12 protein-coding genes and 1 pseudogene are annotated in these 16,801 nt (G+C 58.9%); 6 read left to right on the forward strand and 7 right to left on the reverse strand.

Annotated features, from left to right (window positions below; translation table 11 throughout):
• Nucleotides 1-77: 77 nt before the first annotated feature.
• Nucleotides 78-293 (reverse strand): annotated as a pseudogene (locus ACURWW_RS10350) (helix-turn-helix domain-containing protein); the annotation flags it as partial.
• A gap of 650 nt (nt 294-943) precedes the next feature.
• On the opposite strand from ACURWW_RS10350, the gene ACURWW_RS10355 reads away from it, so the two are divergent.
• Both ACURWW_RS10355 and ACURWW_RS10360 read left to right on the forward strand, forming a co-directional pair.
• The gene (locus tag ACURWW_RS10355) at nt 944-1,318 is read left to right on the forward strand and encodes a PaaI family thioesterase (RefSeq protein WP_445617343.1); all 375 of its coding nucleotides are present in this window, start codon (nt 944-946) and stop codon (nt 1,316-1,318) included.
• Nucleotides 1,319-1,376: 58 nt separating this feature from the next.
• Nucleotides 1,377-1,745, forward strand: a complete 369-nt coding sequence (locus ACURWW_RS10360) for a VOC family protein (protein ID WP_445617342.1) — start codon at nt 1,377-1,379, stop codon at nt 1,743-1,745.
• Nucleotides 1,746-1,842: 97 nt separating this feature from the next.
• Here the strand turns inward: ACURWW_RS10360 and ACURWW_RS10365 are convergent, their stop codons facing one another.
• The gene (locus tag ACURWW_RS10365; protein ID WP_445617341.1) at nt 1,843-2,592 is read right to left on the reverse strand and encodes an FKBP-type peptidyl-prolyl cis-trans isomerase; all 750 of its coding nucleotides are present in this window, start codon (nt 2,590-2,592) and stop codon (nt 1,843-1,845) included.
• Between the two features lie 177 nt (nt 2,593-2,769).
• On the reverse strand, nt 2,770-3,453 hold the full coding sequence (locus tag ACURWW_RS10370; protein WP_445617340.1) for a hypothetical protein: 684 nt from the start codon (nt 3,451-3,453) through the stop codon (nt 2,770-2,772).
• A 454-nt stretch (nt 3,454-3,907) separates the two neighbouring features.
• Between ACURWW_RS10370 and ACURWW_RS10375 the strand changes: the two genes are divergently transcribed.
• Complete coding sequence (locus ACURWW_RS10375) at nt 3,908-4,576, forward strand: hypothetical protein (RefSeq protein ID WP_445617339.1); 669 nt, start codon at nt 3,908-3,910, stop codon at nt 4,574-4,576.
• The gene (gene lnt / locus ACURWW_RS10380; protein WP_445617338.1) at nt 4,569-6,119 is read left to right on the forward strand and encodes an apolipoprotein N-acyltransferase; all 1,551 of its coding nucleotides are present in this window, start codon (nt 4,569-4,571) and stop codon (nt 6,117-6,119) included. The genes ACURWW_RS10375 and lnt overlap by 8 nt, the downstream gene beginning before the upstream one ends.
• Before the next feature lie 21 nt (nt 6,120-6,140).
• Here the strand turns inward: lnt and ACURWW_RS10385 are convergent, their stop codons facing one another.
• Nucleotides 6,141-7,211 (reverse strand): lipase secretion chaperone, encoded by a 1,071-nt coding sequence (locus ACURWW_RS10385; protein WP_445617337.1) that lies wholly within the window; start codon nt 7,209-7,211, stop codon nt 6,141-6,143.
• A 201-nt stretch (nt 7,212-7,412) separates the two neighbouring features.
• Entirely contained in the window at nt 7,413-10,067 is a 2,655-nt protein-coding gene (locus ACURWW_RS10390) for a nitrate/nitrite transporter (RefSeq protein WP_445617336.1), read from the reverse strand.
• 249 nt (nt 10,068-10,316) lie between these two features.
• On the opposite strand from ACURWW_RS10390, the gene ACURWW_RS10395 reads away from it, so the two are divergent.
• On the forward strand, nt 10,317-11,495 hold the full coding sequence (locus tag ACURWW_RS10395) for a cytochrome P450 (protein ID WP_445617335.1): 1,179 nt from the start codon (nt 10,317-10,319) through the stop codon (nt 11,493-11,495).
• A 27-nt stretch (nt 11,496-11,522) separates the two neighbouring features.
• On the opposite strand, the gene ACURWW_RS10400 is transcribed toward ACURWW_RS10395, so the two are convergent.
• Entirely contained in the window at nt 11,523-12,533 is a 1,011-nt protein-coding gene (locus tag ACURWW_RS10400) for a hypothetical protein (RefSeq protein ID WP_445617334.1), read from the reverse strand.
• Between the two features lie 301 nt (nt 12,534-12,834).
• Here ACURWW_RS10400 and ACURWW_RS10405 point away from each other — a divergent pair, with 301 nt between their 5' ends.
• On the forward strand, nt 12,835-15,726 hold the full coding sequence (locus tag ACURWW_RS10405; RefSeq protein ID WP_445617333.1) for a M16 family metallopeptidase: 2,892 nt from the start codon (nt 12,835-12,837) through the stop codon (nt 15,724-15,726).
• A gap of 25 nt (nt 15,727-15,751) precedes the next feature.
• Here the strand turns inward: ACURWW_RS10405 and ACURWW_RS10410 are convergent, their stop codons facing one another.
• Nucleotides 15,752-16,744, reverse strand: a complete 993-nt coding sequence (locus tag ACURWW_RS10410) for a response regulator (protein ID WP_445617332.1) — start codon at nt 16,742-16,744, stop codon at nt 15,752-15,754.
• Between the last annotated feature and the right edge of the window lie 57 nt (nt 16,745-16,801).

The following is a 16,801-nucleotide window of genomic DNA, read 5'->3' on the forward strand; positions in this document are numbered from 1 at the left end:
GCGCAAAACCTTGTGGACATCGAAGCGTTGTTACCCTGGAAAGCTCAGTTCCAAGATGGGGTTTGCTGATCGCTTACCCACTTGCGCCGGGACTCGCGACGTACGCGGGACGTTCTCTGTATTGCGCGTCGTGCGCAGTATTTGCCGTCTTCTCGACGATTCCTGCGTAACTCCCGCGAAATAGTGCTGGGGCTCCGGCCCAAAAAACGGGCTATCTCAGCCTGACTCTTACGTTGCGAAAGGAGGGTGGCTATAGTATATCTGTCCCCTGCGGTGAGCTGGTGGTACATCACGGTGTTCCTCTTCTTGGCGGTTGAGAAGCACCTAGTGTACGCCAGCTCACCCTATATTCAGCAGTACGGGGCACTGTTGCACTTACATTGTGAATCCGCGACACATAACAATCGCAGGCAGCACGACGCATAAAACGCGCGTCTGCTGCGGGCGTTGTAACTCAGTATGAAACAGCGCACTGAAGAATTAATCAACGAGCTCATTGAGGCACGGGCGAGATTGGGCCTGGCCTCGGATGTCGATGACATTAAGCGATTCAAAGAGCAGCTGTTCTCGGAGTCATACTTGGAGCGGAAAGCGGCTGCAAAGCAAATTGATGATCGTTGTCACGTTAAGTGGTATGGCGATCTTGCGCTTCCGTAAAAAGAGAGGGGGATTACCCGGTTTACGTATCTCTTGATGAGCTACGAAATGCTGTCCGGGCCGAGCTGCAATGAGTTATACCAATCCGTTCAAATTGTCGGCAAGGAGATAGGCGGATGGTGAGCTGTTTGAGGAGATCAAGCGCATATTCGACAAGCACGGCGGCTGTTACGGTAGCCACAGGACCATTAGGGAGCCGCGTAAACCGGGTATTTGAACGGGGCAGGAGCGTGTGGCGCGTCTTTTGGCGTCCGCAGGCATCTTTCAAGACTCAGAGAGATGATATATGAAAGTAACAGGAAATATCGAGTTTACAGTCAAAAAGCAGTCAGACAGTATGGTTGTATCTGAGATGCCTCTAACCGACGGTATCAAGAACCCGTTTGGCGTGGCCCATGCTGGAGCAATACTTTGGTTTGCAGATGTGACAGCTACATTACTGGTTCTGGGTGGTCATGAAGCCAAAGAAGGAATGAAGGGGTTTCCTTTAGCGATCAACCTGAATGCGAATTTGGCATCAAATCAAACAAACGGTGAGTTTGTTGCAAAATCGGAGTTCGTCAAACGTTGTAAAACGGTGAGTATAGTGCGAACAACAGTCACCGGTGCCGGCGATAAACTGATTGCTGACGTTACTACAAGTCATGTTCTATCGAGATGAAATCCTTTAATGGATCGATAGGTCTGGTGAATAGCTCCCACAAACGACAGGAAGACCAATGTTTGATCATGTTGTGTTCGGTGTCAGTGACTATGCAGAGAGCAAAGAGTTCTTCCTGAAGGCGCTGGAGCCGATTGGTTTATCCGTCGTCTGGGAGGGGCCGGAGGGGATAGAGCTGAGTGCAGACGGAAAGTCGTCACTCTGCCTCCGCAGAACCGGGGAAAAATCCGGGCATCTGCATCTGGCGTTTGCAGCCAGGGATCGTCAGCAAGTCGAAGCGTTCTATCGCGCAGCCCTGGAGGCCGGCGCGAAGGACAATGGTGCACCGGGCCTGCGCCCGAACTACAGCGGGAAGTACTATGCCGCGTTCGTCATTGGCCCCGACGGGCACAATATCGAGGTCGTTTGTCACGAATCAGAAGCCTGACATTCTATCGTAACTGGCCGCCCTCGAGGTAGGTGCCGGTCTTGACACCTGTTCAACGGGGTAAGACGAGGCGATGGTCCTTACAGGGTTTTGAGCGTCAACTCCCGATTTCGAGCAATTCAACTTCAAATATCAATACGGCGTTTGGTCCGATATAAGGTTCGGACCCGCGCTCTCCATAAGCAATTTCAGATGGTACGTACAGCTCCCATTTGGAGCCTTCGGACATTAGCTGGAGTGCTTCGGACCAACCCGAGATGAGCTGCTTCACCTGAGCACTGAAAGGTTCGTCACGCTCAAGGGTGCTATCGAACTGTGTTCCGTCGATGAAGGTGCCTCGATAGTGTACCTTTACTTCGTCGTTTTCTGTCGGTTTACGTCCGCCGCTCCCTTCTTTGATGACCTTGTATTGCAAGCCACTCTCTGTGACGACCACCCCGTCCTTCCTGGCATTTGCCGCGAGGAAAGCCTCCCCTTCCTTGCTGTTCTTCTCCGCTGCGATTGCTCGTTCTTTGTCCTTCTTTTTCAAATGGACTTCGCGGTACAACTCTATGGTGGCAGCTGTTTCGTCGGCAGACATTCTTTTCTCGGCGCCTTTAAATGTTGTCTTCATGGCCTCTGCCATAAGATCTACATTCAGCTCAATGCCTTCCGCTCTGAACTTCTCGGCCAGGTCCGCGCCGTAGGCGTAGCTGAATCGATCCATGAGCGTTTTGAAATCCTGCTGTTGTGCGTGGACGAATGACGTTGCCGGTTCTACGTTTTCAGACTGGACCCCCTGACTGTAAGCTCCCAGGCATACCGCCGCCACAACCAGAGTCGCTAAGGCACCCGCACATTTGCTCATCTGAATTCCTCGCTATGTCATACAAGGGTCGACCCATCGTTCCGGGCCAATGTCGCTCCGATAGGATCTGATTTCGACCGCACGTCCTGGGTTTCGCGAGCGCGATCTGCCCGAACCCTAACGAAAAAACCCCAGCCACCTGGGCTGAGGTTTTTCGAGAACACAAGTGGTGCGCGATCAGTTCACCATCCACTGGTTGATGTAATCCCGCATTGCTTCACCAGGCGCGCCACCATCACCCGATGTGGGCGCGAAGTGAGTGCCGGAGGTCAACTCCTGGGAGTAACGGGTAGAGTTCGATCGGCAGTTGGAAGCGTTGAAGGGCAGCGCCGGCGCCAAGGTATCGCCTGTGCTGAAGATACAAACAACGTCAACGTCGCTGGCTACGGGACGATAGATACTGGTGGTGTAAACGGTGTCAGGCTGAACGGCGATCACGCAGTCTGCATCCAGACGGTTCGCAGCGTTGAAGGAGCCGCCGCCACCCTGGGAGTGGCCGGAGGTACAGACTTTCGGGTTTGAACCAACGATGCTGCGGTAGCGGCTCTTCGCTTCATTAACCGCATCGGCGACATCGGAGCCGTCCCCGGAGCTGGAGGTGGTAGCAGCGGCTACCAGCACACACTGCTCTGCGGCAGCTTCAAGAAGCCCGCGGTAAGTGGATGAACCACCGCCGGTACCGTTACCCCATCCCAGGATGTTGTAAGTGCCATCACCACCGCTCGGGACATAGAACACCGTGCCCCAGGTGGAAACACGGGAAACGCTGCAATCGCCGCCGTTGTCACCGGCAAAAGCCGTGGAGGACATTAGGAATCCGGCCAGGATCGACCCGGCTATAAGTGCTTTTCTGAAATTCATAGTTTCACCCTTTTGATTAGCAATGTGGGCATTACCTACAGTGGGTACTAACTACTATCCGGAGCGTAAGGAATGCACATCCCACAGTTTTGCAGTTGAGGTTCGGAACGTCTTTTTCGTGATACTTCCAAGAGTTTGGAACGTTATTATTGCCAGCGGCAAGACTGCGTTAGTTAGTGTTATTCAACTCACCGCGGGGCGCATTCTAGGAAAAATCCTGAAGCAGCGGTATAACTTCACTTCCCCATTCCAAGTAGAAATGGCAAGTCCTGCATGGACTCACTCAAAAGTGCGGATTCGTGCAACAAAACTGGCACAAAACAGTGCGGGTGCGCTATCTATCGTGAGTTTAATTAGGTGTTGCGCCAGCCTCGCAACTGCGGGAGCATATCGGATTTCAAGAAGCGCGAATCGCGCCCGGTCCAACTTCGGATAGCACAATGGTCTGAACGATATGTTTCCTACTGATAAGGTATCGACCTTTGTCACCGGTACACCATCGACGGGACAGCAACGGCCCTTTCTCTTAGCCATTGTGCTAGTCATGAGTGCCGGGGCCTGGTGGCAGAATGCCGGAGACAGCTCCCGGTATCCTGTCCAGAAGTTTTCAAGAACTCCGACGCCCACAGTAGTCGCGGAGCTTGACTTTACCAACGCCGAAGCTTCGTGGAGCGGCTTGCGGTTCGACTCGCGAGGCAACCTCGAGGTCGACGCCTTGACGCATACGGCCCTCGCGGACGCCATCGCCATGCTGAATGTGGATACGCTCAAGCCGCGAACCGAACGCCTTTCATTCCTGCTGGCAAAACAGTTTGGACCAGACGCACGGCAGCAGATTATGGAGCTGGTTCACCTCCTCCACGAATACGAGCAAAAGGAGCGGAGCTGGTTGCAGGACAACGGCGGCAGGAACCCACCGGATTACGAGGAGCTGTTTCAGCTGCAGGATGATTTTCTGGGCAGGGGGCTCGCCAGAAAGCTGTTTCACGAGCAGCGCCGCCTCGCAAGGTTGATGTTGGCCAGCCATGAGATTCAGAACAATCCTGATCTCACCCAGGCGCAAAGGAATGAGGCACTGATGGATCTGCAAAGTGCATTTGAAGACGGTGGGCCCAATGAATAATGACTCGTCGTTCTGGCTGCGCACTGGGTTCTGGGTTCCCTCGACGGCGCTGGCTTGTGCCTGCCTGTTTGCCATCCCCGCTTTGTTTCCCCGGTTTTACCCACTGCAGTGGATTGCCTTTGTTCCCTTCTTGCTGGGTTTGCAGCAGTGTCGCAGTACCTGGCAGGCCTACGGCCTGGGTGTGCTCACCGGGATCCTGGCTTACGGCCTGCTCACTTACTCCATTGCCGAGTTCGTCGTTCTCTTCAAAGGCTACAACACCGCCCACAGTGTGGGGCTGGCCTCGCTTCATTGGCTTTACTGCGCCCAAGCCTTCGGCCTTATCGCTGTATTGACCCATTACGCTCGGCGCGGAGGCGCCGTGCTGTGGGCGTTCCCGACCGTACTTGCGCTCGTTCTGGCGCTGTATCCCACTATCTTCCCGTGGCAGATCGGCAACTCTCAGAGTGAATTTCTGGTGGCCTTGCAGGCGGTAGAGATCACCGGCGTCAGCGGCCTGGATTTTGTGATCGGCGTCGTGAATGTGCTGGTTGCCCAGGCGTTGATCAGTCGGCCGTTATTCTTCCGGCGCGGCGCACCCGTGGCATACGTTTTGGTAGGTGTTTGGTTTGTGTACGGCTTGTTCAGCCTCGCCTGGTGGGACAGAGCCGTCCCGAGTTGGGAGGCGCTCAAGGTGGGCATCGTACAACCGGATGAACCGCCCACCATTGGCACCCCCGGGCCACGGCCAGGTTTCAGCCTGGGCTATCCCGTAGAAATGGATCTGACCGAGCAGTTGGTAGGAGCTGGTGCCGACCTGGTCATCTGGCCTGAATTGCGGAACAAGCAGTATTACACCAAACCGTTTGTGCAAGCCGCTTTCCAGCGGCAGGTGGCAGACCTTGAACGCCCTTTGTTATTTCAATCCTTTGAGCCCGTGGGGCGCGGCGACCGGGTGCGCAACTTCAACACGGCTACCCTGATTGACGGGAATGGAAATCAGAATGGCCAGTATCGGAAGGTGAAGCGTATCGCCATCGCAGAGTACCTGCCGCTGTTCGACGATTCGGAGACCGTGAAATGGTGGGTGCGGCAGTATCTGGGGGAGTTCTTTGGCGATTTCAGCGCTGGCCGGGATCTCGTGCGTTTCGATCTTGGCGAAACATCGATCAAACCGTTCATTTGTTACGAGGTTCTTTTCCCGGGGTTCGTAGCGGCTTCAGTTCGCAGCGCCGGGGGCGACATCCTTACTGTGCAATCCAACAACAGCTGGTTTGGTGATACCCGGGTTCCCTACCAGCACATGGGTGTTTCGGTGTTACGCAGCGTCGAGAATCGCCGCCCGCTGGTGCATGTGATGAACAATGGACTGGGTGGAGTGGTGCTGCCCAGTGGCCGTATTCTGCTGCGTACCGCACACCGGGAGATTGCCGGTTATTTGCTGGACGTACCCTATCGCCGGAATGCCGACACGACCTTTTACAGTCGCTATCCTTACGGGCTGATTACTCTTCTTGGGCTCGGGTTGGTGCTGATGTTGGTGCGCGCACGTCGGGCGGCGTAGGTTCCCGTGGGCGGGACTGCCTTACTCCGAGTCTCGCGCCTGCCATTCGAAGCTGGTGATGCGGGCTCGCTCTCGTTCCTCAGGGCTGAAGTGCTGCGCGAGTAACAGCTCGATCTGGCGTTCCTGCTCGGCTTCGTCCAGACTCGCCTGCATAACCTGCTGGCGGGCCTGCCAGAACCTTTCAAAACGGCTTTCCCACTCGGCCTCTTCACGGTCGGCCGCCGCAAGTTCTTGCGCCCTTTCGGGGCCAAGGTATGCCTCACGTGCGGAGTAGATGTCGGCAGTGGAAGCACCCGTTTCGCGCAGGCGTCGTACTTCCTCCGCCGCGGCTTCTTCCGGTTCCAGCTGGCCCAGCGCCAGTAAGCGATCATTCAGTTTTTCTTGCAAGGCAGCCTGTCGAGACTGCTTCTCTTCTTCGGTGAGGTCTTCACTTTGCTGCACTCCAATCGCGCCGAGCATATGGCGTGCCTGGATGTCTTCTACCGCAAACAAACCGTCGGCAATTTCATCACCGAGGAAACGGCGCCGCAGTTGTACCAATTCTTCGTAGCTCTCCGCGGTGGGTAAGTCACCGTTCTTCGGCCGTTGCCGATTGAACTCCTCCTCCGCCAGGCGGAAATCATAATAATTTTTCATGATGCGGGCTGCTTCTTCTCCCGCTTCGCCGGGCAACCCGATGCGGATCAACTCCTGCAGCTCTGACATGGCCTGCGGACTGATGTCAGGCCCAAGATACGCAAAGCCATCTTCAAGGGCCTCCTTTGCCATTTGATCCGGTACGACGCGGCCCTGTTCGTCGAGCTCGATGCTCTGCAGAACGTTGTAGATCGCAACCACGTCAAAAGGTACTTCACTGGGCGAGCCAGACGCGTCCGCTTGTGCATCACTACGGGCAGTAGGCGCTTGATCTGGTTTGGTTTCGGTGAAGTTGTCCCACTGCCATTGATTGGCAATAGCGTTAGGGTTCTGGGCGTCCTTGTTGGGGGTCGGTATCGGCACCAGGCCTTCATTTGCTGACAACTGCCAGTACGTCAAGCCACCGACCACGGCAAGTGCTGCAAGACCGGAAATCATTACAGGTGTTTTTGCCATGGGACCATCTCCATTGTCGTCGTTCTTGTTATTTTGTTTTGGTATAACCGAGCAGGGTCCACCTCCCGCCCGTTTGGAGTCTCAAGCATAACTCTGAAAACCGAATCGGGTCCAGAAGCGCCTGGGGCGGGTTTCGCTCCCTGTGAACAGTGGCCACATGTGAAACCGCCACACGAACCGCGTCATTTCCCAAGGCCGGTATCAACATGGCAACTCCGCATTCCTTCGCGCGTAGTACCACCAGGTAATCGCAATGCAACTCAGATAGAACACCACAAAAATCATCAGGGCCATGTTTACCCCGCCCGTCATGGTCATGGATGTGCCGTAAGCCTTGGGCACAAAGAAGCCGCCGTACGCAGCGATGGCGGAGATGAATCCGAGCACGGCCGCGGATTCGCGATTGCCTTCGAGTTCCGCCTGAGCCAGTTGTCCCTCGCCCAGCTCCCGCCGACGCAAGGTGAGAAACATCACCGGCACCATGCGGTAGGTGGAGCCGTTGCCGATGCCGGTGGCAATAAACAGGACCAGGAACATGAGGAAAAATCCCGCGAAGTTGCCACCGCTGCTTTCGCTCGGCACAAAGGCCATCAGCCCCAATACACCGGCGGACATGAGCACGAAGTTCCACAGGGTTACACGAGCACCACCCAGCCTGTCGGCAATTACCCCGCCGGCGGGGCGTGCCAGCGCCCCCAGCAGGGGGCCGAGGAAGGCGTACCGGGTAGCGTCAATCTGCGGGAAGAGCATGCCGGTCAGCAGGGGAAAGCCCGCGGCAAATCCGATGAAGCTGCCGAAGGTGCCCAGGTAGAGCCAACACATGAGCCAATTGTGTTTGCGCCGGAAGATGACTGCCTGCTCCCGGAAGGAGGACTTGGCGGAGGCGATGTCGTTCATCCCCAACCAGGCCGCGAGAGTGCCGATAATGATCAGCGGCAGCCAGATCAGCGCCACGTTCTGCAACCAGAGTGGCTGGCCTGATTGGCTGCCGGTTTGCGCCACGATGGGGTCGCCACTGAAGGGCCCGAACACCTGGCTGGCGATGACGAGCGGGCCGAGCAGTTGCAGTGCGCTGACGCCAAGGTTGCCGAGGCCGGCGTTCAGTCCCAGTGCCTTGCCCTTCTCCGCTTTGGGAAAAAAGAAACTGATGTTGGCCATGCTGGAAGCGAAGTTGCCGCCACCAAGGCCGCACAGGAGGGCGAGGATCAGCATTACCAGGTACGAGGTGTCGGGGTTCTGCAGCGCAACGCCCAGCCACAGGCACGGCAGAGCCAGGGAAGCGGTGGATAGCGCCGTCCACCGTCGCCCTCCGAAGGCAGGCACCAGAAAGCTGTAAAAGATGCGCAATGTTGCCCCCGACAAAGAGGGCAGGGCGGCAAGCCAGAATAACTGGTTGGGTGAGTAGGGGAACCCCAGCTCCGGCATCTTCACTACCAGGATGCTCCAAATGGACCATACCGCAAAGGCGAGAAACAGATTGGGGATGGAGATCCACAAATTACGCTGGGCAATCCTTCGTCCGTGGTCGCGCCAGAACGTCGCATCCTCGGGGCGCCAGTCTTCCAGAACAAAGGCCTTGGGGGTCGACAGTTCGGGCAGGTCCACCACCTCCTGGCCGCCGGCCCATTCCAGCCGTTCAGCGCGGCGGATTGCGTAGTGCATCCAGGCAAGGGCCGCGGCAGCGATCAGGAAGAGCAGCATGAACGTGCTCTGCCAAATGCCCACCACGTCGTTGAGCATGCCGAAGGTGAGAGGAAGAAAGAAGCCGCCGAGGCCGCCCACCATTCCCACCGCGCCCCCCACCGCGCCCACGTGTTGGGGGTAGTAGCCGGGAATGTGCTTGAAAACGGCGGCCGCCCCGAGGGACATGAAAAATCCCAGTACCAGAATCAGTATCAGAAACACGGGCAGAGTGGTGGCAAGCCGAAAACGAATATTTCCTTCGATCCCCTCAACCAGGTACTGGGTAGGTGGATAGCTGAGCAGGAAGGTACAGATCAGCGCGCTGGTGAACGTCCAGTACATCACGCGTCGCGCGCCGTAGCGGTCGGCCAGCCAGCCGCCCAGAATGCGGAACAGGGACGCGGGGATGGTAAACATAGCGGTCAGCACGCCCGCCGTGGCGATATCCAGGTGGTAGACCTCCATCAGGTAGTGCGGCAGCCAGAGGGCCAGCGCAACAAACGCACCGAAAACGAAGAAGTAGTAGAGGGCGAAGCGCCACACGCGCAGCTCGGTCAGAGGTGCCAGTTGCGATCGCAGCGTGCGCGCCGGTCCTTGCTCCGCCGGGGCGGATTTGGCAACTGCCATGAACAGGATGCCGGCAAACCCGAGCACCAGCGCGTAAACCTGCGCCGTTGCCTGCCAGCCCAGTTGGAGCAGCAGGAAGGGCGCAACCAGGTTGGTAAGGGCGGAACCCACATTGCCGGCGCCGAAGATGCCGAGGGCAGTGCCCTGCTGCTCGGGGGGGTACCAGCGCGAGGTATAGGCCACGCCCACAATGAACGACCCACCGGCAAGCCCAAGCCCCAGCGCGACCAGCAGCATCAGGTAGTAATTGCCAATGGCGCTGAGCAGGAAGGTACAGGCTGCGCTGAGCAGCATGACAGCGCCGAACACCCAGCGTCCGCCCAGACGATCGGCCAGAATGCCGAGGAAGAGGCGACTGACGGAACCGGAAAGAATCGGGGTTGCGAGCAGCAGCCCCAGTTGGGTATCGCTCAGGTTCAGCTCCGCCTTGATGCGGATGCCGATAATGGAGAACAGCGTCCAGGCGGCAAAGCAGAGGGTAAATGCCAGGGTGGACAGGAAGAGTGCGCGGCGCTGATTGCCGCGACTGATTTCCGACGGCGCCATACCGCCTCCTTGCGGTGTTATTGATTTCGCGCACTGCGCGCCGTGCGCACGAGCGCTACACTAACAGAAGTTGCCAGCGCCGTTTCAATCCGAGGCGCCAGCGGGCAAAAATTCCTGCGGCACCAGTGCGTAACTCTGGCGCGCGCAAGGCCCTCCGTTGGCACAACAGTTTCATAGGCGTGGCGTATGCAATATCCGCAACATCGCCCCACACATCGCCCCACGTACGCAATTTGGCTGGAGCCGTGTATGAGTATCTTCAATGCCCCCGACCCGGAATGGAATCCACACGCACAGTCCGTCCGGGAAGATTTGCTGGCCGCCTGCGATCACATGCGCAAGCACCGGCCCGTCGCCTATCACGACGAACTCCAGTGGTATGTGTTTCGCCATGCCGACGTGCTGCGGGTGATTGAAGATCATCAGACCTTCAGCAACGCCGTGTCGACCCACCTGTCCGTGCCGAACGGCATGGACCCGCTGGAACACAGCAAGTACCGGCCGCTGATCGAATCTTTTTTCGAACCGGCCGCCATGGCCGGGTTCGAACCGCAGTGTCGGGCATTGAGTCGCAAGCTGCTGGCCAGCGTCGTGCCGGGCAGCGGGCAGGAGAGTGAGCCGGAGGTGATGAGTGCCATCGCCCAGCGCTTTGCCCTGCGCGTGCAGTGCACGTTTCTCGGCTGGCCCGACGCCATGGAGCAGACTCTCGGGCGCTGGTTTGAAAAGAACCAGGTCGCCATTCGAGAACGCGACAGGGAGTCGCTGGCGGCAAACGCGGCGGAGTTTTCCGCGTACATCGAAAGTTTGTTGCGCGAGCGACGTGAAGCGGTCACCGGGAGCGAGGTCCCGGATGTGACCTCGAGGTTGCTGCGCAGCGAGGTGATGGGCCGCCCGCTCACGGACGACGAGATCGTCAGTATTCTGCGCAACTGGACCGCAGGCGAGGTGGGCACCATTGCGGCCAGTGTGGGCATTCTGTTGCACTTTATCGCTGCCCACCCGGAGCTGCAGCGGGAACTGCGCGATGCTCCCCAAAAACTGCCCGAGGCCATCGACGAGATTCTGCGCATCCATGGGCCGCTGGTTTCCAACCGCCGAAAAGCCACTTGTCCGGCCCACATCGGCGAGCACGGAATCGGCGCCGGCGAGCGCGTGTCTGTCCTTTGGGTGTCCGCCAATCGGGACGAAGAAGCATTTGAGGACGCGAAGCATTTCCGCTGGGGGCGGGACCAGAGCAAAAACCTGCTCTACGGCGCCGGTGTTCACGTGTGCCCCGGAGCACCCCTGGCGCGACTGGAACTGCGGGTGATTATGGAAGAGATTCTCGCCGCCACCACGGACATCCGCCCCGGGGGCGAAGCCGCCCAGCGGGCCGAGTATCCGGCCAGCGGCTATGCGCGGCTGCCACTCGTGTTTGCGTGGCGCTGAGAAAGGGCCGCAGTATTGCGCGCGTGATCAATCCCCAGCCGCCCGTTCTTGCGCGCGCGCCCCTTTCAGAATGCCGATGATTCCCATGTTTCCTTCGTGGCAGGCGTACTCGTATACCGGCCCGTCCACCGCGTTGAAGCTCATTTCACCGCGCCAGGGGCGGGTGTAGTAGATCGGGTCGTCCACTTCGAACTCGTAGAGGATCTGCTGGGCCGAGTAGCGGGTGAAGCGTTCGATGACCTTGCCCCGTTCGGACATGTAAATGGGGCCCTGCCGCGCCTGCTCCGGGTGCCAGTTGCGGGTTTCCACCACCAGGGTGTCCCCCTCCCACCAGGCGGCGGAGTTGCCAAGCCAGCGGGGAACGGAGCTCACTGCACGGCGCGCCTCTGCGGGCCCGGCGTGGATGGGAATCACGCGGGCGTCGTGGACCATTTCCACCAGTATCATCAGATGCTCGGGGGTTTGCACGATTTCGTAGGTGTTGTTGTACAGGGTATTGAGCATGGGCGGGCCGCCGTTACCCCCGAAGCTGATCAGGCAGCGCTCTCCAAGGGCGCGCGCCTCCGGTCCCGCCGCTTCCGCCCGCTCGGCGCGTCGCTGACCCCGTTGTTTGCGCCCCGTTGCAGTGAAGGGAATCTGGCCGTCCGCCGGGTCCACGATCCATGAACTGCGGCGGGTACCCTTCACCAACCCGAACTCCCTGCCCGGGTCGATCCAGAACGCGTTATAACCCCGCCCCATGGCCAGGTCGGAGCCATCCAGCAGGCCGTCCTCCGGTTGCAGGTGGTCGTCTGTCCTCTGCCGCACCACTTGAGGATGGGCGTCGGTCAGAGCGGCAAGTTCGGTCTCTGAAATCACCAGGTCCTTGTAGTCGCGGCCCCGTGTCAGCCGGGTGATGGAGGCGTTGGACCAGGTGCCCTGCAGGCTGGGTTTGCCGTCCGCCATGCGCGGGGGCTTGTAGTCGCCGGCGGCCGGCAGGGAAAGGCAGAGCAAGAGGCCGGCGCAAGCGCGCAGAGTGGGCGTGATCCAGGCAATCATGGGCGCTACCTCGTCAATTATTATTGTTGGGTGCCACTTTAAGGCGGTGCCCGCCTGGCCACAAGGCGGCTTGGTAGTTCTTAACCGTTTTGCAGCAATGCTGCACCTCCTGTGCTCGGTTGAAATACCCACCGGGAGCCTCTAATCTGCCCCGGCGCCGGTACACCGGCACATAAAGCCGAATAGAATGCAGCAAGTCGCCGGAATTGCTGTCCTAACAACTCATTTGCTTATATGGCTCGGATACAGTTGCCGTGGTGTTTCCCCGCCAGTACCTGTTTTGAACCCCTGGGAGAAATGAATGATTAGAAGTGTGCTCGTTGGCCTTTGCTCGGCCGTTCTGATGGCCTGCTCCGTGGGGCAGGGTCCCTCCGCACCGGCCGGTGACGGCCTCCAGGTGGACAGCGACTGGCGGGACAATCCCCCGCTGACCTTGCTGGAAAAAGTGGATGCGGACGACGGCGAGATTGCGATTCCCTACAGCAAGTACCGGCTGGCAAACGGGTTGACCGTCATCATTCACGAAGACACTTCCGACCCTCTGGTCCACGTGGACGTGACCTACCATGTGGGTTCCGCCCGGGAGGAGCCGCGCCGTTCGGGCTTTGCGCACTTCTTTGAACACATGATGTTTCAGGGCTCGGCCCACGTGGATGACGACGAGCATTTCAAGATCATCACGGAAGCCGGTGGGCGCATGAATGGCACCACCAACTACGACCGCACCAACTATTTCGAGACCGTGCCCAGCAATAATCTGGAAACGGCGCTGTGGCTGGAAGCGGACCGGATGGGCTTTCTGCTCGAAGCAGTAACCCAGAGCAAGTTTGAGATTCAGCGTGCCACGGTCAAGAACGAACGGGGGCAGAACGTTGAGAACCGCCCCTACGGGCGCTTCAACGAAGTGAACAATGCCGCTCTTTATCCCGCGGGCCATCCCTATTCCTGGCCCGTGATCGGCTATCCCCAGGATCTGGACGCGGCAACCCTTGAGGATCTGCAAAACTTCTTTCTGCGCTGGTACGGGCCCAACAACGCCACCCTCACCATCGGCGGCGATGTGGAAGAGGAGCAGGCACTGGAGCTGGTGCAGAAGTACTTTGGCAGCATCCCACCGGGTCCCGAGGTGAAGGATGCCGAGCAGGCACAAGTGGACCTGGATGAGGACCGCTATGTCTCCTACCTGGATAAGAACATCCGCTTTCCGGCCTTGCTGTTTACCTGGCCCACGGTTCCCCACGACCACCCGGATCGGGTGGCTCTGGAATGTCTGGCGGACGTAGTCGGCGGCGGGCGCAAGTCCTTGCTGTACAAGCAGTTCGTGCTCAGCAATAAGGCAATTGACGCCAGTGCCTTCAGCAACACCATGGAACTGGCCGGCTCGCTCACCTTTTTCGTCATGCCCTATCCGGGGGTCTCCCTGAGCGAGATGGAAGGGGAGATGCGCGAGCTGTTTGCGGACTTCGATGCAGATTCCATCAGCGCCGAAGACGTGCAGATTTGCCGCGCGTCGCGGGAGGCCAGCATGGTGGAAAGCCTGGCCGGTGTTCAGGGCAAGGTCTCGCGGCTGGCCTATTACCAGACGTTTTTTGATGACCCCGACTACATCCGCAAGGAGTTGGACCTGATCCGTGCCCTGGACAAGGGCGACGTGCTGCGGGCTTTTGAGACGTACGTCGCTGGAGAGGCGGCGGTTGTGCAGAGTGTGGTGCCCGAATCCGACCCCAACGGTCAGGCTCGGCCCGACAATTATGAATTGCCGGAGCCCCTGCCGCGCACAGAATCCGAAACTGCGCAGCTGGAGCCCCGCCCGGTGCAGGACGACTTCGACCGCTCCCAGCGACCCGAACCGGGGCAGGCCCCCCTGGTGCAGGTTCCGGACTACTGGACAGAACAACTGGACAATGGTGTGGAGCTGATCGGCACCAAAAGCGATGAGCTTCCCCTGGTGACACTGGAGCTGATCTTCGAAGGCGGCCATCTGCTGGACGACCCCGACCACAACGGCCTTGCCAACCTCACCGCCGTGATGATGAACGAGGGAACCGAGAACTACAGCGCCGAAGAATTCGAAAAAGAACTGCAGAAGCTGGGCAGCCGCATCCACGTGGTGGCGGGAAGCGACGAGTTTCAGGTCAATGTGAGCAGCCTCAGCAGGAATCTGGACGCAACTCTGGATCTGCTGGAAGAGCGCCTGCTGCGTCCGCGCTTCACCCAGCAGGATCTCGAGCGGCTTCGTCAGCAGGAGATCGAGGCCATTGAGGCCAACCGGCAGCAGCCGCAAACCATTGCCGGCGATATCTATCGCAAGCTGGTCTACGGCGCGAATCACAGCCTTTCGGTTCCCGCGTCCGGCGAGCCGGAAGGTCTGCGGCGGATCAGCCTGGAGGATGTGCAGAACTATTACCGCAACAGCCTTGCGACGGAAGCCTTGCAGGTGGTGGTTGTGGGCGATGTGGAAAAGGAGCGAATCATTGAGGAGCTTGCGTTTCTCGACAAGCTGCCGGCGGACGCGCCCGAATTGCCTGATCAGCCCGCCGCACCGGAGCGGGAGCAGACCACGCTTTATCTGGTGGACAAACCCGGCGCCCATCAGTCGGAAATTCGCGTGGGCTATCTGACGGACCTGACCTACGACGCCACTGGCGAGTACTTCGAACGCTATCTGATGAACTATGTTCTGGGTGGTGCTTTCAGCAGCCGTATCAATCTCAACCTGCGCGAAGACAAGGGCTACACCTACGGAGCGCGCAGCGGCTTCTCGGGCAGCAAACTGCCGGGCCCGTTCACAGCGTCAGCCAGCGTCAAGAAGGAAGCCACCGCGGACGCCGTGCGCCAGTTCATGAAGGAGATCCGCGATTACCGGGAGCAGGGAATCACCACCCAGGAGCTGGAGTTCATGCGCTCCGCGGTGGGCCAGAGCGACGCCTTGAGCTACGAGACGCCGCGCCAGAAAGCGGGCTTTCTCGCCCGGATCATCCAGTACGATCTGCCGGCAGACTTTGTGGACCAGCAACTTCGCACTATCAACTCCATCAGCCGCGAAGACGTGAATCGCCTGGCCCGGGAGCACCTGCCCATTGATGAGATGTTCATTCTGGTGGTGGGCGACAAGGAGGCCATCGGCGAGTCCGTCCGGGAGCTCGGCTACCCGGTGGTTGAACTGGACAGCTCCGGCAGGGCCCTGCGCTGAGCGCGCAGGGTCCGCGTCGCGCGGACTACTGCTTCTTTGAGAATTCCAGCTCCTCGGAAAAACCGAGGGGCGTTTTCAGAAACTGATGGTAGGTGGTGCGGCTCGCATTCCCGTCGTGAAGGTGGCCGCGCTTCATGAAGGCGCAGTACCAGGTCCGGCTTCCCTCGATCACCGTGGGCGCAAACAGATTGTTGTCGCGCAGGCAGGTCGTCCCCTTGAGGGGCCCGGGAATCATCTTGCGCGTGGTCAGCGCCTTGAGCCCGGCTGACGAGAGCGCGGAGGTGTCGGTCTGGGCCAGCATGCGCTCCAGGTCCTCCTCTGAATACACCACCAGGTCGCTGGTTTCCCCGAAGCTGTTGATCAGGCAGAACCCGGCAGTGTCCTGCAGGGGGTAGTGTTCCACTGCTTCCATGGTCTCCAGCGTATCCTCAAAGAAATCCGCAAAGGCCGTATCGAACAGGTGCGGCAGTACGGCCCGTACCTCCACGTCCCGGCTCCAGCCGAAAAGGTCCTGGAAATAGCGGGTCTCCAGGTGAAAGAGAATATTGCGCAGGCGGTGTGCGAGGGAGCTCTCCCGCTTGCTGATGTAGAAATCGATAAGGTCCGTGTTGAGCGCGTCAATGGCGACTTTCTCGTCGGCCACCCCGGTGAGCAGCACCTTCTTCACATTGGGATTGGTGATCTGGGAAAAGAGGTCCAGCCCGTTCATGGCCGGCATGCTGTAATCCACCACCAATACGGAGGGTTCCGCAAAGCGGTGCGGGTCATTGAGCTTGCGTTCGACCTGGGCGAGCAGATTACTGACGCTTGCCGAGGCGGAGGGCGGTCGCGCGTGAGCCGGTACATCGTAGGCGTCAGCAAACTGGTTGACGTAGCTGAGCGCCTGGGACGGGTCGGAAAACGAGCGGTAAGGCAGCCGGTCCACGCCCAGAGCGATGCTGTAAAGAAACTCTTCACTGTCATCCACAAAGATGGTGGTGGTGGGGTGGTGAAAAAGGCTGAGTTCTGGTTTGTGCAAAATGGACTCTCTGTTGTAAAGGCGCGGCCGATGGCCGCGCCTGGTACCTCGATTCGG

This window comes from Gilvimarinus sp. F26214L, from assembly GCF_054401055.1.